General features: G+C 53.5%; 3 protein-coding genes. 2 read left to right on the top strand and 1 reads right to left on the bottom strand.

Going from position 1 to position 24,394, the window contains the following annotated elements:
- Positions 1–9: 9 nt before the first annotated feature.
- The gene (locus NI389_RS19435; RefSeq protein WP_308363151.1) at positions 10–3,177 is read right to left on the bottom strand and encodes an ATP-binding protein; all 3,168 of its coding nucleotides are present in this window, start codon (positions 3,175–3,177) and stop codon (positions 10–12) included.
- A 375-nt stretch (positions 3,178–3,552) separates the two neighbouring features.
- Here NI389_RS19435 and NI389_RS19430 point away from each other — a divergent pair, with 375 nt between their 5' ends.
- Together NI389_RS19430 and NI389_RS19425 are read left to right on the top strand one after the other, a co-directional pair.
- A complete protein-coding gene (locus NI389_RS19430) occupies positions 3,553–15,483 on the top strand; it encodes an immunoglobulin-like domain-containing protein (RefSeq protein WP_308363150.1) in 11,931 nt (3,976 codons plus the stop codon).
- A gap of 258 nt (positions 15,484–15,741) precedes the next feature.
- Positions 15,742–24,273: a beta strand repeat-containing protein gene (locus NI389_RS19425; protein WP_308363149.1), complete on the top strand. Its 8,532-nt coding sequence runs from the start codon at positions 15,742–15,744 to the stop codon at positions 24,271–24,273.
- The last annotated feature ends 121 nt before the right edge of the window (positions 24,274–24,394 follow it).

Below are 24,394 nucleotides of genomic sequence, written 5' to 3'. Positions count from 1 at the left end.
ATTCGGTATCTACAGCGGAAGTTTAATTGTAATGCTTAAACCACCCAAAGGGGAAGCCGACGCCGTAATTTCCCCGCCGTGGGCTTCGACGATGGAGCGGCAGATCCAAAGTCCGAGCCCGGAGCCCGACTTGCTTTTATCGCGGGTGGATTGTGCGCGATACAGGCGCTCGAACACCCGTTCAAGCTCCGTTTCGCTGATGGCGGGGTGGCTGTCTTCAAAGCATACCACGGCCCTGCCGTCGCCCTGCGTAAGGGTAACACGAACGTGACCCTGTTCGTCGGTGTAGCGGTAGCTGTTTTTCATCAGGTTGTTGAGCACTTGGTTAAACCTGCTCTCATCAAGCATGAGTTTAAGTTCGCCGGAGGTGTCATTGCACAGTTCGAGGCGGATATTTTTTTGCTGCATCATAGGCAGAAAAGAATCCACCGCCGAGGCCAGTAGTTCGCTTAAATTCACCGATTGTTTATTTAAAATAAGGGCGCTCGACTCCATCAGCGATAATTGGTAGATATCGCCGACCAGCTGGTTCAGCCCGGCAATGCGCTTTTGCATCGTGTCGTAGGATTTTTCATCCGCTTGCAGCACCCCATCTTGCAGGGCCTCAAGCTGCATGTTCACCATGGCCAGCGGGGTGCGCAGATCATGGGTTACCTCCGCCAGCATTTTATTTTTTTGATCCATCAGCTCCGTCATCATCTCTGCCCTGCGGATCGCTTCACGCTTTTCATAGGCCTCACGCTGTTTGGTTTTGGCAAGCGCTAGACGCCAGCGGAACAGGGCGGCGATAACGACCGCACCGAGCAGCAACACAAGTGCCTTGAACCACCCGGTTTCGAAAAACTTGGCCTCGACTGATACCGTTAGGGTCAGGGGGGCATTGTTCCAGTTGCCGTTGCGATTGCTGCCTTCGATAAGCAGACTGTATTCTCCCGGCGGCAACGAGGTGTATTTAGCCTGTCGCACATCGGCCGGGGTGTCTATCCAATCGGTGTCGTAGCCTAGCAGTTTATAGCGGTAGCGGTTTGCCTTGGGGGCGGAATAGTCCAGCGCCGCGAAACGCAGCGAAAATTGGTTCGCCGATGCGGCAACTCGAATATTTGGTTGCATATAGTCGAAGGTTAGGGGCTGATTTCCTACGTTGAGTTCGGTGATGGCCAATGGGGGCTCGTAGTGCCATGGCTCCCCAGCGTCTTGTGTCATTAACACTAGGCCGTTAATCGATGTATGCAACAGGTCGTCGTTAATGGGGATAATGCTTCTGCCGTGGCCGCTTTCTCGCACCCCGTCCGCTTCGCCAAACTTATGAATTGGCTTGCCGTTTTCATTGAGCAAGAAGCGGGCGCCGAGCCGATACTCGCCGTTTGCCAGTTGAAACAGCACGTCCTCGTTGTCCATATCTGCTGTTGCCTGATCAGCAAAGGGAACTAGGCGCATGATGTCATTTTCATGCTCTACCAGACGATCGATGCCGGATTTATTGTAAATCAGGATTTCACCGCGGCGATTTTGCAGAAATTGCACTATGGTGTTGTGCCTCAGGGTGCCTTCGGTGCCGCTCTCTTTACTGTATAAACGCACTTCGTTCCTATTTTTATCTATCACTCCAAAGCCGCTGGTGGTGCCGACCCAAACGCGATTTTGCGTGTCGACCATCAGTTCCCGTACATAATTGATAAAGGGCGTACCGTCGATATTGGCAGGTTTGGAAAACGCTAGCGTGTGCACGTTCAGCTTGGCCAGACCTCTGTCCGAACCGATCCAAAGTTCATCATTGTGGCTAAGCGCGAGGTGCCTGACAAACACCCCGTCGTTTTTCGCCAGCGGCAGCTTGAATTCGTTTAACGTTTGGCTGGTGATATTGAAACGGAAGACATTGCCGTTGCCGCCGCCAAGCCAATAGACGTCCTCTGATTGCTTTACAGCACTGAAAAACTGGGTGTTTCTATCGGCCTGTTCCTTAAGCAGGGGGTCGGCGTAGCCAGTCGTTAGGTCAAGCCGGGTTGGTGCGTGCTGATTCAAAACGAGTAGTTCCGACTCGCTCACCTTTAACACGTTAGCCAGATAGGAGTCGAAAGTGGTTTTTAACTGGGGCGCGTACTTGTCGAAATGACGGAATTTATCCGACTGCGGGTTGTAATACTGTAGGCCGACATTGGTGACGCCGAGCCACACCAGACCCGAGCGTGATGTCAGCAAGGGGTAGACCAAATCGCCCCGCAGGCCGTATTTGTCGAGCAGGTTCCCCCGCAATGTTTTTTTCAGTCGGCCGCTAGCGGCGTCGCGAATTTCAATGCCCAAAGTGCCTGAAAGCCATATCTCGCCGTTATCGGTTTCGGCAATGGCCGTATTGGCTGCGGCCTGACGGGAGGGCGGTGTCTCCAGTTTGAGTACTGATTGGCGGTCACCGCTGATGACATAGGTGCCCTGCTTTTGCGTGGCAAGCCATACTCGGCCGTCTTTGGCGGTATAGAAGCGCCTGATCACCACGCCTTTGAGCAGGCTTTCAAAATCGCCCGTTTGCAGCAATGAAAAGTGCAGCTCCTTTGGATTAAGCTTTGCCAGCCCCTTGGCTGTTGCAAGCCACAGCGAACCGTCCGTGTCGGTTTCCAGATCAAGCAGGTAATTAAAGTAGCGGTCCTCGGGGTTGTCGGCGGAGAGATGATGGTTAAATGTCAGTGTTGAGACATCGAACTTGTCTAGGCCGAAACTGTGAGCAATCCAGAGATTGCCCTGTGAATCCTTCTGTAGGCCGTTGACCTGGTTGCCGCCAAGGGAGGCAGGGTTGTCTTTTTCCCGTTGGAAGTGACTGAATTGATAGCTGCGTAGATCGAGCCGAAACAGGCCGCTTGCCATGGTGCCTATCCATAAATCATCCCCGTCGGCCAGCAAGGAGCGCACGTAGATATTGGTCACGTCGAATGGCATACCTTCGGATGTCATTCTGCGGTTTTCATAGCCGTCGTAGCGGAACAGGCCGCGCTGGGTGCCGACCCAGATAAAGCCTTGGTCGTCTTGGGCCAGTTTTAATATTTCTTTGTTGGCCAGCTCCGTATGGGCGTCAGCGGTAAAAATAGTGGGGGCGAACAGGCTCGGGTGATAATCATTCTTCGCCTGAGCGGCGGAGCAAAATACCAACAATAAACAAAAGAACAGCTTGGTACAAAACGGGGACATATAAATCGTATCGGGCCTGTAGTTTCAAGAAGTTTGTCATAGTGCGGGCGGGAAAGCCAGCGACCGCCCCTGAACGACTGTTTGTGTGGTAAGTAGTTTCTTCTTTGAGCTCTGCATCTAGCATCTTCACTGCGTACTTTTTTGTTTTACTACCTCCGCAGTCACAAGTAATGACTTCACTCCCGCCGCTCTTTTTATTGTTCCTATTTTAATTCCATATTGAACGCTGGAGAAAAATATAAATCTTTTGGCGGGTTTTAGGCGGGGGATCCGTAGTTATCTTCATTGGCCCGAATTTTTTAGGTGCGGTACGGCCTTCGCCAGATGCCATGAATCTGTGCCGGTCGTTTGAATTAATTTACTTTGGAGGCGTTGGTGCGTTTGAATTTCTTTGCTGCGAACGGAGCTGGCTTCGGCAAAAAAGCTGTAGCTGGCCTGTTGGTCATGATTTTGTCCCTATTTAACGGTTCGGTGCTGGCTGCAGACACCGACGGTGATGGTTTTGACGACAGTTATGAACAGGCCAACGGCACGGATCCTAACGACCCTAACAATTTCCCGCTGGATCTGGCAATTAAGCCGGTGAACGTATGGACCACTTCTTTTTATACTGGCGGCGGCGGAGAATTCCGTGGTCGTCCGTATTCGTTGATCAGTGGTATCGGCCTCAATTCGGCATCCGAGCCGCTAACCAAACGCCAAACTCATGAACCTGGAGACATCAACGTCTGGTCTGTAGGCTGGGGCGATGGCGGATTAGGCGGCCCTGTTGGCGCTTACCCACCAGTCGATCAGCAGGCCATAGTGGTGGATTTGGGCGAGCGGATGGATATTCGCGGCGCCTATATTTGGAACTTTGTCGGTTATAGCAATACCTTTGTGACGCGCGGAATCAAAAGTATTAATATTTTGGTGTCTGCTGACAGCAACCCGAAAACGGCTAATTACACTGATTTGGGCGCGTTCACTGTTAAGCAGAACAGCGGCCAATGGAACGCCCGCGCCAACGCTCAGGAATTGAGTTTTTCTGCTGACAGCGTGCGGCTAGTAAAAGTAAAGATTAACAGCAACTGGGGGACCGAATCCGTCGTCGGTTTTGCTGAAATCCGCCTTATTGGTACTAACAATGATGGTGACTCGTTGCCCGACCATAGAGATCTCGATGATGATAATGACGGTTACAGTGACATAGACGAGAAGGCCAACGGTACTGACCCTTTGAATGCGGCCAGCGTACCTGCCAATGACAATGACCACGACTTTATCTCTGATCTTAATGATCCTGATGACGATAATGACGGCTTTACTGATGTTGATGAAAAGGCCAACGGCACCGACCCTTTTAATGCCGTGAGCGTCCCAGCCGACAACGACGGTGACCATATTTCTGACCTCAATGACCCGGATGACGACAACGATGGTTATTCGGACGCGGTCGAATTGGCTGAAGGTTCAGACCCAATGAATGCGGCTAGTATTCCCAATGACTGGGATGGTGATTTGATCATCAACAGCAGCGATCCTGATGATGACAATGATGGCGTGCTCGATGCTGCAGACTATTGCCCGATGGGCACAGTTGGCAGAGGCAGCAGCCCTGCCAACCGTGACTTTGACGGCGATGGCTGTGATGACCCAACGGAGGATTGGGATGATGATAACGACGGTTTTGCTGATGTGCTGTGGGATCGCTGTTTAACCGCTGATCACCATCTTAGTAGCGACCGCGACCACGACGGCTGCGACGATGCCGACGAAGACCTTGACGACGACAACGATGGCTACACGGACACAGATGAAATCGCCAATGGCTCGGACCCATTAGACGCAGCCAGCACACCGCCCGATCATGACGGCGACCGTATTTCTGACATGAACGACACAGATACCGACAATGATGGTATCGCAAACGGCGTTGATCGCTGCCCGATGGGCACGGTTGGTACCGGTAGAGGCCCAGCCAATAACGATATCGACGGTGATGGTTGCGACTCTGTGACCGAAGATGACGACGACGACAACGACAGCTTTAGCGACGCAATTGAGGCAACTGCAGGTTCTGATCCCTTGAATGTTAATAGCACGCCCTATGTGCGGGTGCTGACGCCAACGGCCGTGTGGACTTCGTCTCACCGTACTGACTCGACTGATACAGTGAAAGACAACTTGCTCTCCAACATCGGGCTGGTCACCGCACCGGGCGGCAGCAGCGCCTATATGCTGCAATCGGGCAAAGCCTTCTGGCAGACCGGCAGCACAGACGGCGGTCTTGGCGGGCCCTTGAGTTACCCGAGCAGCATACCCCATGTCTCGACTCAGAAAATCGTGGTGGATTTGGGCGGCACTTACGACTTGTCCAAGGCCTTTATCTGGGACCCGAACAATATTGCCAGCTCATACAATGCAGTGAAGGACTTCATTCTTTATGTCTCCTCCGACAGCGATCCGCTGACGGCCAACTTCAGAGAAGTCGGCCGTTACAGTATGCCTGTAATAGCCGTGGACCTGTGGACCAATCAAGCCCCGGCTCTGTTCGATTTTGCCGCAGAAAATGTCCGTTTGGTGAAGATCCAGATTCAGAGCCAGATGAACGGCAATCAGCATTACTATGTGACCCTTGGCCGCATCAAGCTGCAGCACGCCGACACCGACAACGATGGCCAGACCAACGATGTCGACACGGATGATGATAACGATGGCGTTGCCGACGCACTCGACGCTTGTCGTACTGGCACTGTTGGCATTGCAAGCAGCGATTACGACGGCGATGGTTGTAATGACGATACCGAAGATTTGGATGACGACAATGACGGTGTAGCGGATGTTGACGATGCGTTGCCTCGCAATGCTTCGGAAACTGTGGATACCGACCATGACGGTATTGGCAACAATGCCGACAGTGATGATGACAACGACGGTGTGAATGATGTTGATGATGCTTTTCCATTAGACGCGTCTGAAAGTGTAGATACAGACAAGGATGGTATAGGTAATAACGCTGACACTGACGACGACAACGACGGCGTGAGCGATGTCGATGATGCCTTTCCATTGGATGCATCTGAAAGTGTGGATACGGATAAAGATGGCATAGGTAATAATGTTGACACAGACGACGATAACGACGGTGTGCCTGATGTCAATGATGTCTTCCCACTTGACGCTTCTGAAAGCTTAGATACCGACCTTGATGGCTTAGGTAATAATGCTGACAATGACGACGACAATGACGGTTATAGTGATATCGATGAAGTAAGTAACGGTACTGACCCATTAAACAGCGCCAGCACGCCCGCGGACAACGACCATGATTTCATTTCTGACTTAAATGATAGCGATGATGACAACGATGGATTTACTGATACTGCGGAAATTGCATGTCAGCGTGACCCACTATCCAGCAGCGATTTTCCCATAGACAGCGATAACGACGGTACGTGCAACAATATCGACCTCGATGATGATAACGATGGCTATAGCGACAGTGATGAAATTAGTAACGGTACTGATCCACTGAGCAGCGTAAGTATACCAGCGGACAACGATCACGATTTTATCTCCGACCTAAATGATAGTGATGATGATAACGATGGCTTTAGCGATGCTGCTGAATTAGCGTGTAACCACAATCAATTCGACAGCAGTGACTTCCCAATTGATACCGATAGCGATGGTACGTGTAACTACATTGACCTTGATGATGACAATGATGGGGTGAGTGATGCTACTGAAATCCTCGAATCAACCGATCCGTTGGATAGTAATGTAACCCCGGTTGATCGCGCATTGAAGCCAACTTTGGTTTATGTCACCTCTCACATGGCCACTATTGGTCCAGCACCTATGATCAATGGCTTAGGTTTAGGTAAAGCCGAATTCACACGCTACGGGACACATGTGCCTACCACCAGTTGGAGTTGGAATTCCGGCTCGGAACTCGGCGCCTTGAAGGGACCTTATGGTACGAATATTGGCGCACAGGTGATCATATTTGATCTTGGTGAAGCGAAAAATATCAGCGGTGCCTACGTATGGCAGATAAACAGTACATACGCTGGTGAAAAGGAGTACGCTGTTCGCGAATTTGAACTGCTTGTCAGTGCTGATAGCGATCCGATGAATGCGCATTTCACCAGCATCGGTAGTTTTACTTTGGCTAAAGAAGACGGTAGCCCTAGACCGTCACAATACGTTCCGTTTGGACAAACACTCGATAATGTACGACTGGCAAAATTTGCTATCAAAAGTAATTACGGCGGCATTTATGTTGGACTCGCCGAAGTCCGTTTTGAAAATGCGGACACGGATGGCGATTGGCTAACTGACAACATAGATCTTGACGATGATAACGACGCTATCAACGATGACATTGATGTTTGTCCACTTGATTATGCGCTCAATAACATCAATACAGACGCTGATCGTTGGTGCGACGAGCATGATAATGACGATGACAACGACGGTGTGCTGGATGCGGTCGATGCTTTCCCGTTAGATGCTTCAGAATCTGTGGATACCGACAAAGACGGCATCGGCAATAACGCTGATAGTGATGATGATAATGACGGCGTAGCAGACAGCAATGATGCCTGTCCGCTGGTTGGTTTCGTATTAGATCGCAACGGCGACGGTTGTCAGGACAATGATGTTACGCCACCTGTCGTGAGCCTTAGCGGCGCCAATCCGCTGCTGTTGGCTTACGGGGAAAATTTTGTCGAGCCTGGCGTCACAGCCATCGACGATTACGACGGTGATATTTCTGCGTTAGTGATCATCGACAGTAGTGCTATTCGCAATACAGTTTCAGGCGATTATCAGGTCAGTTATAACATCAGTGATACGTCAGGTAACGCCGCCCAAACTCAGTTCCGTGTAGTGCGCGTATTAAAGGAAACCACAGCACCAGTCATTAGCCTGCGAGGCGCTAATCCGCAACTGATTGAACGCGGCAACGCTTATGTGGAGCAGGGTGCCAGCGCCAGCGACAACGTGGACGGCGATCTCAGTGCCGCAGTACGTATTGACAGTCGTGCGGTAGACTCCAATCTGGTCGGTAATTACAGCGTCTATTATGATGTTATGGATGCTGCTGGTAATCAGGCCGTGCAGCAAGTGCGTACGGTTCAGGTGCAGGATACCATCGCGCCAGAACTCAGCATTAGCGCGCCAAGTCTGGCATCGAGTCAAAGTGGCCCGGTTTCTTTTACCCTTAGCTATTCAGGTGCAGATGTAATTAGTCTTTCGGTTGCAGATATTAGACTGATAAATAGTGGCGATGCCAGCGCTAATATCAGTATCGGCGGCAGTGGTAACCTCCGTATCATAACGCTCAGTGAGCTCAGCGGGAGCGGCAGTTTGGCAATTGAGGTTGCTGCCAATTCGGCGCGGGATCTTGCTGGTAACCAGACCGTGACGCGGATCTCCAGTGCTTTTACGGTAGAAAAACGCGATCAACAAATTAGCTTTGCGCCTTTGACGGATAAGACGTTTGGTGATGCTGCTTTTGCATTAAGTGCAACATCGAGTTCAAACCTAACTGTGAGCTTTGCTTCGACCACACCAACGGTATGTGTTTTATCTGGCAGTACTGTATCGCTACTGACTGTGGGTAATTGTTCGATTACCGCCAGTCAGGCAGGGGACGCTAATTATCTTGCAGCAAGCGATGTGGTACAGAGCTTTAATATCGCTAAGGCGACGCAAATTATCAATTTCGCAGCAGTTGCCGACAAAACGCTGGGTGAGGGACCCTTTACTTTAAGCGCGACATCGGATTCAGCCCTTGCCGTCGCGTTTGCGTCGACGACACCAACAGTATGTACTGTGTCTGGTAACTCGGTCAATTTAGTCAGTGCGGGTAGTTGTGCTATCACGGCAAGTCAGGCAGGTAATGGCAATTATCTGGCGGCGAATGATGTGATGCAAAGCTTTAGCGTGCACAAACGTACACAATTGATAAGCTTCAGTGCGCTTGCCGAACGCCACTTCGCCGACGGCGGTTTTACTCTAACGGCGAGCAGCGATGCAGGTCTTATTGTGCATTTTGCATCAAGCACGCCGACAGTGTGTAGCCTGAGTGGTGGTAGTGTGACACTAGTTGGTGTCGGTACTTGTAGTATCACGGCTACTCAGGCTGGCAACGCCGACTATGAACCAGCACAAGAAGTGACACGCAGCTTTAATGTGTCTGATATTACCGCTCCTGTGTTGAGCGTGTCCGGCGATATGACCGTTGCGGCAGTGAATGGCGACGGCACCGCTAAAACGGCGAGTGATGTGGTTATTTTCCTCAATGCGGCGACAGCCAACGATGCGGTAGATGGGTCGCTTGTGGTAACCCATGATGCGCCAGCGGTGTTGCCGCTCGGTGCTAACACCATCACCTTTGAGGCGGTGGATGCAAGCGGTAACCGTGCAAGTCAAACGGCGGTGTTGACGGTTGTTGACCAAACCAAACCCATGCTGAGCTTGAATGGCAGCAACGCGATAACGCTCCCAGTTGGCGACGTATACAGTGAACTCGGTGCCAGTGCGTTGGACAATGTCGATGGTGACATCAGCGCTAAAGTGGTGGTGAGCGGTACGGTAGATAGTGCGACCGTGGGCGTGTACACCTTGACGTATACAGTGAGTGATGCGGCGGGCAATAGCGCCACGGCAACGCGCAGTGTGTCAATTCAGGATGCCAGTGCACCGGTGGTGACGCCACCGAGTGACTTGGTGGTGGCCGCAACGGATGGCACAGGCACGGCAGCGAGTGATGCAATGATTGCAACGTTCTTGGCTGGTGCGACGGCACTGGATGCAGTAGACGGTAATCTAACGGCGCAGATAAGCCATGATGCGCCAGCGGTGTTCCCACTGGGCACCACGCAGGTTAACTTCAGTGTCACCGATGGTGCGGGCAACACGGGCACGGCGCGAGCGAGCGTGACGGTTGCAGATCAAAACAAACCTGAGTTGGTACTCAGTAGCGGTAATACGCTGGTACTGAGTGTGGGCGAGGCGTTTGTTGAGCCGGGTTATACGGCACAGGATAACGTCGATGGTGATATCACCGCCAACGTAGTGCGCACGGGGACGGTGGATGTGAACGCCAAAGGGGTTTACACCCTAAGCTACACGGTTAGCGATGCGGCAGGTAATAAGACCTCTGCGACACGCAGTGTCACGGTACAAGATGCGGCAGCGCCGGTGGTCACAGCGCCGGCCAATATTGAGGTGGCGGCGACGGACGCAGAAGGTACGGCAGACACGGATGCGACGATTACAGCCTTCCTAACGGGCGCAAGTGCCCTTGATGGGGTTGACGGGGTGGTGTTGGTCACGCATAACGCACCACGGGTATTCCCTCTGGGTGTTACCACGGTTGTGTTCTCGGCAATAGATAAAAGTGGTAATACCGGTACAGCACAGGCCACGGTGACGGTGTCAGATCAAAGTAAACCCGTTATCACTTTAACGGGCGAACCTGTCATGCGCGTCAGTCTGGGTGAGACGTTTGTTGAGCCGGGTTTCAGCGCACAGGATAATGTGGATGGTGATGTGACCACCAAGGTCAGTGTTAGCGGCAACATTGATACGGCGACCCTCGGTGCGTACATCTTAACGTACAGCGTATCGGATGTGGCTGGCAATACCACAACCGCGACGCGTAGCGTGTCTGTGGTGGACGAGATGCCACCGGTGATCACCGTTCCTGCGGCAATAACAGTGGCAGCAACAGATGCGTCGGGCACGGTTGTGACGAACAGCGCGATTGCGGCTTTCCTTGCCAGCGCTACGGCTAATGATGCGGTAGATGGGTCGCTTGTGGTAACCCATAACGCGCCATTGGTGTTGCCACTCGGTGCTAACACCATCACTTTTGAGGCGGTGGATGCAAGCGGTAACCGTGCAAGTCAAACGGCGGTATTGACTGTTGTTGACCAAACCAAGCCGGTGCTGAGCTTAAACGGCAGCAACGCAATCACGCTCCCAGTTGGTGATGTATACAGTGAACTCGGTGCCAGTGCATTGGATAATGTCGATGGTGACATCAGCGCTAAAGTGGTTGTCAGTGGTACGGTGGATAGTGCGACGGTGGGCGTGTACACCTTGACGTATACAGTGAGTGACGCGGCGGGCAATACCGCGACAGCGACGCGCAGTGTGTCAATTCAGGATGCCAGTGCACCGGTGGTGACGCCACCCAGTGATTTGGTGGTGGCCGCAACGGATGCTAAAGGCACGGCAGCCAATGACGCAACGATTGCAACCTTCTTGGCTGGTGCGACGGCACTGGATGCAGTAGACGGTAATCTAACGGCGCAGATAAGCCATGATGCGCCAGCGGTGTTCCCACTTGGCACCACGCAGGTTAACTTCAGTGTTATCGATGGTGCGGGCAACACAGGCACGGCGCGAGCGAGCGTGACGGTTGCAGATCAAAGCAAACCTGAATTGTTACTGAGTAGCGGCAATACGTTGGTACTGAGCGTGGGCGACGCGTTTGTGGAGCCGGGCTATACGGCACAGGATAACGTGGATGGTGATATCACCGCGAATGTGGTTCGTACCGGCACGGTGGATACCAATACCAAAGGGGTTTACACCCTAAGCTACACGGTCAGTGATGCGGCAGGTAATAAGACGTCGGCGACACGCAGTGTGACGGTACAAGATGCGGCGGCGCCTGTGGTCACGGCACCGGCCAATATTGAGGTGGCGGCGACGGATGCAGAAGGTACGGCAGACACGGATGCAACGATTGCAGCCTTCTTAACGGGTGCAAGTGCCCTTGATGCGGTTGACGGCGCGGTGTTGGTCACCCATAACGCACCACAGGTATTCCCACTGGGTGTGACGACGGTTGTGTTCTCGGCACTCGATAAGAGTGGAAATACTGGTACGGCCCAAGCCACGGTGACGGTGTCGGATAAAGACAAACCGGTGCTGACCTTAACAGGTGGAGCGGTTGTGCGAGTGGGTCTTGGCGACGCGTTTGTCGAGCCAGGTTTCAATGCGCTAGATAACGTGGACGGCGATGTCACCGCGAAAGTGGTGGTCAGCGGCAGCGTAGACACGAGTAAATTAGGCGCTTATACCCTGACGTATCGTGTATCGGATATTGCGGGTAATACTACAACTGTGACGCGCAGTGTCACTGTACAGGATGCGGCAGCACCGGTGGTCACAGCGCCAGCCAATATTGACGTAGCGGCAACGGATGCATCGGGTACGGCTGTGACGGAGAGCGCGATTGCGGCTTTCCTTGCAGGAGCCACTGCGAACGATGCGGTTGATGGTGTACTTGTGGTGACTCATGACGCACCAGCGGTGTTCCCGCTTGGCACGACAACCGTGACCTTTAGCGCGACTGACACGGCAGGCAATGTTGCAACAGCCAGCGCAACGGTGACAGTTGTTGACCGCAGCGCACCGGTTATTACCCTGACCAATGGTACATCGCAAGAGTTGCCTCTTGGCGAGCGTTTCGTTGAGCCAGGCTTCAATGCGGTGGATAACGTGGATGGTGATGTGACGGCAAACGTGACGGTGACAGGAACAGTTAACAGTTCGACGGTGGGCGTTTATACCGTGAATTACTCCGTGCGCGATGCGGCGGGTAACCAAGGTACTGCAAGTCGTACCGTGACGGTGGTGGATAACACGCCGCCTGACACGACGGCCCCAGTGGTTAATGCCCCAGTAGGTGTGACTGTGGTTGCACAAACGAGCAGCGGCTTACCTGCATCGGATGTGGCTATCAGCGCCTTCTTAGCGGCGGCAACGGCGGTAGATGCGGTAGACGGAGCGCTTACGGTGAGCCATGATGCGCCAGCGGTGTTCCCAATCGGTGCGACTACGGTGACCTTTACTGCACGCGATAACGCGGGCAATACGGGCACGGCGACATCGACAGTGACCGTGACGTTGGCAGTAGACAGCGAAGCCCCTGTGTTTGGTGGTGCGCTTGCCGCGGTGGAAGTGGAAGCAACGGCGGCGCTGACGCCGGTTTCACTTGCGACGCCAGTCGTTACGGATAACAGCGGAAAGTTTGAGCTGGTTGCGGATAATAAAGGACCATATCCACTGGGTGAAACCGTGGTGACATGGACTGCGGTGGACGCGGCTGGTAACAGCGCCAGCGCGACACAGTTGGTGCGTGTGATTGATACCACGGCACCAGTGATTGTCGGGGCCGTTGACCTTAATCTCCAAGCCCGTGGCGTTTTGACGGACATCCGCAATGACCTGAGCTTGAGTGCGACCGACTTGGTAGACGGTAACGTTACGGTGGTTATTGAAGGGGGTAGCCAACTACGCGCTGGCACGCATGCCGTGGTGGTAAGTGCGACGGATACGAGTGGTAACCGCAGCGAGAAGACGATGACGGTTAACATCCTGCCGCAGGTGAGCGTTGGGATTGACCAGATAGCGGAAAGTGGCAGTACAGCGAGCATTGCGGTGCAGCTGAGCGGCGCGGCGCCGAGCTACCCTGTGACGGTGAACTACGCGGTAACCATTAAGGGTGCGACAACGGCGGAGAGCGTGAAGATTGAAAGCGGCACGCAAGCGACGATTACGGTTGCGGTGCCAGCGACACTGACAACGGGTGATGTGATAGGCGTGAGCTTGACAGGAGCGGATGTGGCGGCGCTTGGCGGCGACACGGCAGCAAACATCAATGTGGTCACGGGCAACAAGGCACCAACCTTGACACTGAACGTAGCACAGGGCGGTAAGTCAGTATCGCAGATTGACCCAGCGGGTGGTGCAGTGACCGTCAATGCATCGGTCAGCGACGTTAACACCAACGACAGCCACAGTATCAGCTACAGCAGTACAGTACTGGGCAGTCTTGGTACGGGCACCAGCGTGACACTGGACCCAACGAGCATGGCGGCAGGTCTTTATCGTATCGACGTAACGGCGACGGAAACCAATACCACGCCAGCACTGGGTACAACGGCGAGCGTAAGCTTCCGTGTGCTTGAAGCGGCGCCGGTGTTGTCGGATACGACAGACAGCGACGGCGATGGCATTGTCGATGCGGTTGAAGGGTTCGGTGACAGCGATGGCGATGGTATCCCGGACTATCTGGATGCGGATGCAGACACGGCACGTCTCCCTCTGTCCAGTAATGGCGATACGCTACAGGTGCCTGCGGGTCTGACGATGCGTCTAGGTGACACGGTTCAACAACAAGGTGCAACCTCTTCGGATGCGGGCTTAACGCCAGACGAACTGGTGACATTACTGGGTGAAAGTGCTCGAGACAATGGTCATCAGGGGGTGGGTTACTTAGTGGACTTCCAAGTAACGGGCCTCCAAGCCGGCGGTAGCTTACCGGTGGTGATGCCATTGCCAGCAGGACAGAGCATTCCGAGCGGTGCGACGTACCGTAAGTTCAGCCCGGCGCGCGGCTGGTTTGAGTTTATCGACGATGGCGCAAATCAGTTACTGTCAGCACCGAGAGATGCAGACGGCAACTGTCCGGCGGCAGGCAACAGTGCTTACCGCAGGGGCCTTAACGCAGGCGACACTTGTATGCAGTTGGTGATAGTGGACGGCGGCGAGTACGACAACGATGGTCAGGTCAACGGCTCGGTTGCCGACCCGGGTATGCTGGCGGTGGCGCGCGTGAACAACGCGCCGGTGGCAGCAGTCCAAAATACTGACGTGACGGCGGATGAGCAAACGCGTGTGACGCTGGATGCCTCAAGCAGCACGGACTTGGACGGCGACAGCTTGAGCTATCGCTGGCAGCAGACGTCGGGCACGGAGGTCACGCTTGAAAACGCAGACAGTGCGGTGGCAAGTTTTATGGCGCCAGACATTCAGACGAATGAGCAGCTGACGTTTAGCGTGACGGTAAGCGACGGCATAGCCCAGAGCGTTCAGGAGGTGACGGTTGCTCTGAACTTGGTCAACCAACTGCCAAGTTTGAGCGTGGATGCGAGTGTGAGCGTTGATTCTGGCAAGAGCGTGCGCATAGCCGCGAGCGGCTCGGATGCGGACGGCCACGGCCTGACGTACCAGTGGACGCAGCTTGATGGCACGGCGGTACAGCTTGACAACGCAAACGGCGATACTGTGATAGTGAGTGCACCTGAGGTCACGACAGATCAGACGGTTACGCTGCAGGTCAGCGTCAGCGACGGCTTTGATACGGTCACCAGTCAGGTGGTGCTGACGGTTAAAGCCCCAGCGGTAGTTACACCGCAGCCACAACCTGAAGCTAAGAGTTCGGGTGGTTCGATGCCGCTTTGGGCACTGGGCTTACTCAGCCTGTTGGGCCTACGCCGACGCAACAAAAATTAATTACGACATTCCTTAATCGGAATACTCAAAGAGCGGCTTAGGCCGCTCTTTTTTATGGCCGAAATTTTTCTCTCGGCGTTCTCACCGCACCCTTCTTAGGTTTAATTCGCCGCTTTGATGAAAAAATTTATTTTTTTTGGCGGGTTTTGCCGGGGCAATCCGTTTTTGTATTCAGAGCCATGATATTCCTCGAACGATTCACCGGGGTAAAGGCAATCAGAATCGAATTAACCGTACTTTTTGATTTATGGAGTCGTAATGAAAAATTTATACTCGGACGCAGCCAATCGCTTTGCTGATGTTGGTAGTAAGGACAGACAGAAAAAACACCCAATACGCAGTTTGGTCGCAGCTGGGGTGCTCAGTGCTTTGGCAAGTCCTGCAGCAATGGCTGCAATTCAACTCGACAGCACCATCGGTGAATCGTCTTTTAAAATAGTGCCGATTAACCAAGGGAGCGGATATTTCGACAGTGGTTCAGATGTTTCGGACCGTGTTGCTGTTGATTCAACAGGCCGAGTGCTGATGGTTGGGAGCAACTCTCCGGGTGTAGAACAAAACGACGTCATCTATATCGCGCGCCGCTTGAGTGACAATAGCGTAGATACCAGTTTTGGTAATGGCGGCAAAGTGCAAATCAGCGATGCCAATTATCGCTTGTTTGGTTTGGTCATCACCACTGATAAGCAAGGCCGTATTCTGGTGGCAGGCACCAGTAGTAACAAGGAAATGCGCCTTTATCGTTTGCTCGAAAACGGCACCTTAGACAGCAGTTTTGGTGTAGGTGGTGAAGCAATTTTCGCCATTAACGGTCAGGCGCCTGAAGCGAGCAGCATCCTTGCTGATGCTCAGGGGCGTATTAATCTGGGCGGTTGGGTCACTCAATCAGGGCGAGATGCGTTTGTTGCGCGGTTTGATGCCAACGGCAACATCGACACCAGTTTCAACAGCAGCGGCTATCAGCTTTTAGGTGCAGATAGCGATGATCGCATTCATGCTTTAGCATTTGCTGCCGATGGCGCTCTACTTGCTGCTGGCCACATCGCTTTCAAGTCTAGCCTATTCCGTTTTAACGAAGATGGCAGCTACGACGCCAATTTCGGCACCGATGGTATGGTGAAAGTAAGCCGTTCAACAACTCAAACCAACCAAGCTTATGACTTAGTTGTCGATGGTAACGGTAAGATTTTGGTGACGACCACCGAAAAATTGAGCGATCAGGACACTACACAAGTGTTTAACCTTTACCGTTACAACAGCGATGGCACCTTAGATACCAGTTTTGCCAACAATGGCTGGTTTAGTTTGGATGTGGGTGGCAAAGGTAATAGTGGAACGAACACTTCAACTCAGATCAGCGTCACCAGCCAAGGCCGAATTTTGCTCGGTGGTAAAGTCTTTACAGGCAACAGCTCATCTCATATCGCGGTAGTGGGTTTAAATGATGCCGGCGCGCTAGATACCAGCTTTGGTGTCAATGGTATTGGCAGTTATTTTCTAGAGCCTGGCGACGCAAATAACTTTCCGGTGCTTATTCAGCAGGGTACTGATGGTAATCTTGATATCTTCTCCCATCAATCGGGCAATGAGGGTAATGACCTCGGTTGGAGTAAGGTTGACGCCAACGGCCGCGCTACTAGTCCATTTGCCAAAGACGGTGTTGTCATTGCAGGTGCCGATACGCTGTCTGTGCCGTTTGACAACAGCGAATACTATTCTTTTGTTCGGGTTGATGCCGAAGGTCGCACCTTGGTGGCAGGTTATGGTCAGGATAGCAGTAATACTACAGGTGTTGATCTTGTCCTCCGTCGCTATAACGTTGATGGTAGTCTGGATACCAGTTTTGGTAGCAACGGTAGTTATCAGCTGAATGTTGGCAACAACGATACGCCAATAGACCTAAAATTTGATACGGCTGGCAATATCTGGTTGCTTGGTCTTTCCGAATGGAACAACGGGCAGTTTTTCCTTAGTAAATTGAATGCGAGTGGCCAACCGGACGTGAGTTTTGGTACTAGTGGCCTGTTGACCGTCAGCGGTTTGAAACCAGCAGGGTTACTGGTGCACGCGGATGGTAGCATGTTGGTACTCGGCGATCAGTATAAGCTGATGCGTCTTAACGCGGATGGCAGCCCAGACACCAACTTTGGCAATGGTGGTTTGTTCGCCGCTACAGGCGTGGGCGTCAACGATCACGCTAAGTTTGTTGGCGAAGACAGTCAGGGTCGTATTTTAGTCGCTGGTACTCAATATGTGTCTGGTAACAGACCGTCCATGGTGATGCGGGTCAATGCCGATGGTACATTGGACTCCAGCTATGGTACCAACGGCACAACTGTTTACACCTTACCTAATGAGTATAAAAACGGCTCCAACAGCCATGAAGCCGCTGTGCTCGAAGGTGACACCGTGTGGTTGGCGGTGAGTGGGGGAAGCAACAATACCGGTTCGCTTAATTATTTAGTGCGTCTCGATGCGAATGGTGCGGTTGATACCACTTTTAATGCGGGCAATCCGCTTAAATTTGGTGCAGGCCAATCTCTCTATGTCATGGATATGATCAAAGACAGTTTAGGACGCTTTTTGTTTGGCGGTTGGGTGAGTACGGATAACTACGATTTCTCGTACGTGCAGCGACTCAATGCTGACGGTACGGCAGACGAAAGCTTTGCGACGGGAGGTGCGCGTGTGTTTGATTTCGGCTCGGGGGTCGATTTTGAATCCATTGCCCTCAAACCGAATGGTGACTTGGTTGCTGCTGGCTACTATATGACCGCCAACGACAGGGGCCTCTTAGTGCACCTAACAGAAAACCAAGCCCCGACGATCAACGGATTGCCTGCAACCAGCGTGAACCAAGATGCTGCTTACAGCTTTCAGCCATCGGGAGCCGATGCTAATGGCGATACGCTGACTTACAGTATTCAGAACAAGCCAAGCTGGGCCAGTTTTGACGCTTCCACAGGAACCTTGTCCGGTACTCCGAGCAACGCAGACGTTGGTAGCTACAGCAATATCTTGATTTCGATAAGTGATGGCAAGTACACCGTTAATATGCCTGCATTTAGCGTGAGTGTGGTCAACGTGAACGACGCACCTACAATTTCAGGTCAAGCTACGATTTCCGTGTTACAGGATGCTGCTTACAGCTTTACGCCAACGGCGAACGATATTGATGGCGATACGTTGACTTTCAGTATTTTGAACAAGCCAAGCTGGGCAAGCTTCGATACCTCAACAGGCACGCTTTCAGGCACGCCGAGCAACGCGGATGTGGGCGTGTACAACGATGTGGCCATTTCGGTTAGCGACGGCAAAGTGACCGCATATTTGGAACCTTTCCCACTTACAGTGGTGAATGTTAATGATGCGCCGACGATTTCAGGATCGCCTGCAACGTCAGTTGATCAAGGGGTTGCATACAGTTTTACGCCGTCGGCGAGCGATATTGACGGTGACACCCTGACGTTTAGCATTCAGAATAAACCGGCTTGGGCAAGCTTCGACTCTGCTACAGGCAAGCTTTCTGGTATCCCGGGCAACGCGAATGTAGGCTCATATAGCAATATCCTAATTTCCGTTAACGACGGTACTGTTACGGTAGATTTAGCGGCCTTTGGGTTGACAGTTATCAACGTCAACGATGCGCCGACGATTTCAGGAACACCTGCTACAACCATTAACCAGGGGGCTGCCTACAGCTTTACTCCGACGGCCAATGATATTGATGGTGACAAATTAACGTTTAGCATTCAGAACAAACCTTCTTGGGCAAGCTTTGATACGGCGACGGGCACGCTCTCGGGCACGCCGGGTGATGCTGACGCTGGCAGCTTTACAAATATTCAAATAGGTGTGAGCGATGGCACGGTCACCACTAACCTGACCGCGTTCAACATTAATGTAAAAGATAACATCCTACCTATCTTAACCCTTCAAGGGTCGAACGAGCTGACATTGAGTTTTGGTACTCAATACGTCGAGCTGGGCTATACGGCGCTTGATAACGCTGATGGTGACATTACCGCCAAGGTGGTTGTCAGCGGTAATGTGAATACAGGTAAGGTAGGTACCTACACGCTGACCTACAGTGTATCGGATGCTGCGGGTAATACGGCGACGGCGACACGCAGCGTGTCGGTAGTGGATGTAACGGCGCCAGTAATCACGGTCCCTGCGGCAATGACAGTGGCGGCGACAGATGCGTCGGGCACGGCTGTGACGAACAGCGCGATTGCGGCTTTCCTAGCCAGCGCTACGGCCAACGATGCGGTAGATGGGTCGCTTGTGGTAACCCATAACGCGCCAGCGGTGTTGCCACTCGGTGCTAACACCATCACTTTTGAGGCGGTGGATGCAAGCGGTAACCGTGCAAGTCAAACGGCGGTGTTGACCGTTGTTGACCAAACCAAGCCGGTGCTGAGCTTAAACGGCAGCAACGCAATCACGCTCCCAGTTGGTGATGTATACAGTGAACTCGGTGCCAGTGCATTGGATAATGTCGATGGTGACATCAGCGCTAAAGTGGTTGTCAGTGGTACGGTGGATAGTGCGACGGTGGGCGTGTACACCTTGACGTATACAGTGAGTGACGCGGCGGGCAATACCGCGACAGCGACGCGCAGTGTGTCAATTCAGGATGCCAGTGCACCGGTGGTGACGCCACCCAGTGATTTGGTGGTGGCCGCAACGGATGCTAAAGGCACGGCAGCCAATGACGCAACGATTGCAACCTTCTTGGCTGGTGCGACGGCACTGGATGCAGTAGACGGTAATCTAACGGCGCAGATAAGCCATGATGCGCCAGCGGTGTTCCCACTTGGCACCACGCAGGTTAACTTCAGTGTTATCGATGGTGCGGGCAACACAGGCACGGCGCGAGCGAGCGTGACGGTTGCAGATCAAAGCAAACCTGAATTGTTACTGAGTAGCGGCAATACGTTGGTACTGAGCGTGGGCGACGCGTTTGTGGAGCCGGGCTATACGGCACAGGATAACGTGGATGGTGATATCACCGCGAATGTGGTTCGTACCGGCACGGTGGATACCAATACCAAAGGGGTTTACACCCTAAGCTACACGGTCAGTGATGCGGCAGGTAATAAGACGTCGGCGACACGCAGTGTGACGGTACAAGATGCGGCGGCGCCTGTGGTCACGGCACCGGCCAATATTGAGGTGGCGGCGACGGATGCAGAAGGTACGGCAGACACGGATGCAACGATTGCAGCCTTCTTAACGGGTGCAAGTGCCCTTGATGCGGTTGACGGCGCGGTGTTGGTCACCCATAACGCACCACAGGTATTCCCACTGGGTGTGACGACGGTTGTGTTCTCGGCACTCGATAAGAGTGGAAATACTGGTACGGCCCAAGCCACGGTGACGGTGTCGGATAAAGACAAACCGGTGCTGACCTTAACAGGTGGAGCGGTTGTGCGAGTGGGTCTTGGCGACGCGTTTGTCGAGCCAGGTTTCAATGCGCTAGATAACGTGGACGGCGATGTCACCGCGAAAGTGGTGGTCAGCGGCAGCGTAGACACGAGTAAATTAGGCGCTTATACCCTGACGTATCGTGTATCGGATATTGCGGGTAATACTACAACTGTGACGCGCAGTGTCACTGTACAGGATGCGGCAGCACCGGTGGTCACAGCGCCAGCCAATATTGACGTAGCGGCAACGGATGCATCGGGTACGGCTGTGACGGAGAGCGCGATTGCGGCTTTCCTTGCAGGAGCCACTGCGAACGATGCGGTTGATGGTGTACTTGTGGTGACTCATGACGCACCAGCGGTGTTCCCGCTTGGCACGACAACCGTGACCTTTAGCGCGACTGACACGGCAGGCAATGTTGCAACAGCCAGCGCAACGGTGACAGTTGTTGACCGCAGCGCACCGGTTATTACCCTGACCAATGGTACATCGCAAGAGTTGCCTCTTGGCGAGCGTTTCGTTGAGCCAGGCTTCAATGCGGTGGATAACGTGGATGGTGATGTGACGGCAAACGTGACGGTGACAGGAACAGTTAACAGTTCGACGGTGGGCGTTTATACCGTGAATTACTCCGTGCGCGATGCGGCGGGTAACCAAGGTACTGCAAGTCGTACCGTGACGGTGGTGGATAACACGCCGCCTGACACGACGGCCCCAGTGGTTAATGCCCCAGTAGGTGTGACTGTGGTTGCACAAACGAGCAGCGGCTTACCTGCATCGGATGTGGCTATCAGCGCCTTCTTAGCGGCGGCAACGGCGGTAGATGCGGTAGACGGAGCGCTTACGGTGAGCCATGATGCGCCAGCGGTGTTCCCAATCGGTGCGACTACGGTGACCTTTACTGCACGCGATAACGCGGGCAATACGGGCACGGCGACATCGACAGTGACCGTGACGTTGGCAGTAGACAGCGAAGCCCCTGTGTTTGGTGGTGCGCTTGCCGCGGTGGAAGTGGAAGCAACGGCGGCGCTGACGCCGGTTTCACTTGCGACGCCAGTCGTTACGGATAACAGCGGAAAGTTTGAGCTGGTTGCGGATAATAAAGGACCATATCCACTGGGTGAAACCGTGGTGACATGGACTGCGGTGGACGCGGCTGGTAACAGCGCCAGCGCGACACAGTTGGTGCGTGTGATTGATACCACGGCACCAGTGATTGTCGGGGCCGTTGACCTTAATCTCCAAGCCCGTGGCGTTTTGACGGACATCCGCAATGACCTGAGCTTGAGTGCGACCGACTTGGTAGACGGTAACGTTACGGTGGTTATTGAAGGGGGTAGCCAACTACGCGCTGGCACGCATGCCGTGGTGGTAAGTGCGACGGATACGAGTGGTAACCGCAGCGAGAAGACGATGACGGTTAACATCCTGCCGCAGGTGAGCGTTGGGATTGACCAGATAGCGGAAAGTGGCAGTACAGCGAGCATTGCGGTGCAGCTGAGCGGCGCGGCGCCGAGCTACCCTGTGACGGTGAACTACGCGGTAACCATTAAGGGTGCGACAACGGCGGAGAGCGTGAAGATTGAAAGCGGCACGCAAGCGACGATTACGGTTGCGGTGCCAGCGACACTGACAACGGGTGATGTGATAGGCGTGAGCTTGACAGGAGCGGATGTGGCGGCGCTTGGCGGCGACACGGCAGCAAACATCAATGTGGTCACGGGCAACAAGGCACCAACCTTGACACTGAACGTAGCACAGGGCGGTAAGTCAGTATCGCAGATTGACCCAGCGGGTGGTGCAGTGACCGTCAATGCATCGGTCAGCGACGTTAACACCAACGACAGCCACAGTATCAGCTACAGCAGTACAGTACTGGGCAGTCTTGGTACGGGCACCAGCGTGACACTGGACCCAACGAGCATGGCGGCAGGTCTTTATCGTATCGACGTAACGGCGACGGAAACCAATACCACGCCAGCACTGGGTACAACGGCGAGCGTAAGCTTCCGTGTGCTTGAAGCGGCGCCGGTGTTGTCGGATACGACAGACAGCGACGGCGATGGCATTGTCGATGCGGTTGAAGGGTTCGGTGACAGCGATGGCGATGGTATCCCGGACTATCTGGATGCGGATGCAGACACGGCACGTCTCCCTCTGTCCAGTAATGGCGATACGCTACAGGTGCCTGCGGGTCTGACGATGCGTCTAGGTGACACGGTTCAACAACAAGGTGCAACCTCTTCGGATGCGGGCTTAACGCCAGACGAACTGGTGACATTACTGGGTGAAAGTGCTCGAGACAATGGTCATCAGGGGGTGGGTTACTTAGTGGACTTCCAAGTAACGGGCCTCCAAGCCGGCGGTAGCTTACCGGTGGTGATGCCATTGCCAGCAGGACAGAGCATTCCGAGCGGTGCGACGTACCGTAAGTTCAGCCCGGCGCGCGGCTGGTTTGAGTTTATCGACGATGGCGCAAATCAGTTACTGTCAGCACCGAGAGATGCAGACGGCAACTGTCCGGCGGCAGGCAACAGTGCTTACCGCAGGGGCCTTAACGCAGGCGACACTTGTATGCAGTTGGTGATAGTGGACGGCGGTGAGTATGACAACGACGGACAAGTAAACGGGGCGGTTGCGGACCCAGGTATGATGGCGGTTCAACGTGCAAACAACGCACCAGACGTATCGGTTGTCAGCACGAACATCACGGCGAACGAGCAGACGCAGGTAGTTCTCGATGCATCGAACAGTACTGATGCGGATGGCGACAGCCTAATCTATGTGTGGCAACAAACGTCGGGCACACCGGTGCAACTCGAGCAAGCTAACATGGCGGTGGCGAGCTTTATGGCGCCAGACATTACGACGAACGCGCAACTGACGTTCAGCGTGACAGTCAGTGATGGCATCGCCGAGAGTGCGAAGGATGTCACGGTTGACCTGCTGTTGGTAAACCAATTGCCAAGCGTGAGTGTGACGAGCAACGTCAGTGTGGAGTCAGGCAAGACGGTGAGCCTTGCGGCGAGTGCCACGGATGCCGATGGTCATGCGCTGACGTACCAATGGCGCCAGCTGGATGGGGTTGCAGTCACATTGAGCAACGCAAGTGGCGATACGGTAATCGTAAGTGCGCCAATGGTGAATGCGGATGAACAAGTCCGACTAGCGGTGAGCGTCAGTGACGGCTTTGATACGGTAACGCAAGAAGTGACACTGACGGTGAAAGCCACGTCAACGAGTGTGGTGACGCCAGATCCTGAGCCTCAACCGACGGACAAACGCTCGGGAGGTTCGTTGGGCATGTGGTTGTTTGGTCTGTTCGGCCTGTTGGGCTTTAGACGCACAAAACGATAATTACGACATTCCATAAATGGAATCCCCAAAAGAGCGGCCTAGCCGCTCTTTTTTTATGTTTTCTGAACGAACGTGCTAAGTGAGCTGTTGATCTCGTTTAATTTATTCAACTATGTGTCGA

The organism is Pseudoalteromonas xiamenensis (assembly GCF_030994125.1).
GTDB lineage: Bacteria > Pseudomonadota > Gammaproteobacteria > Enterobacterales > Alteromonadaceae > Pseudoalteromonas > Pseudoalteromonas xiamenensis_B.
The sequence above is the reverse complement of the archived record's forward strand: the minus strand, read 5'-3'. Positions and strand labels throughout refer to the sequence as shown.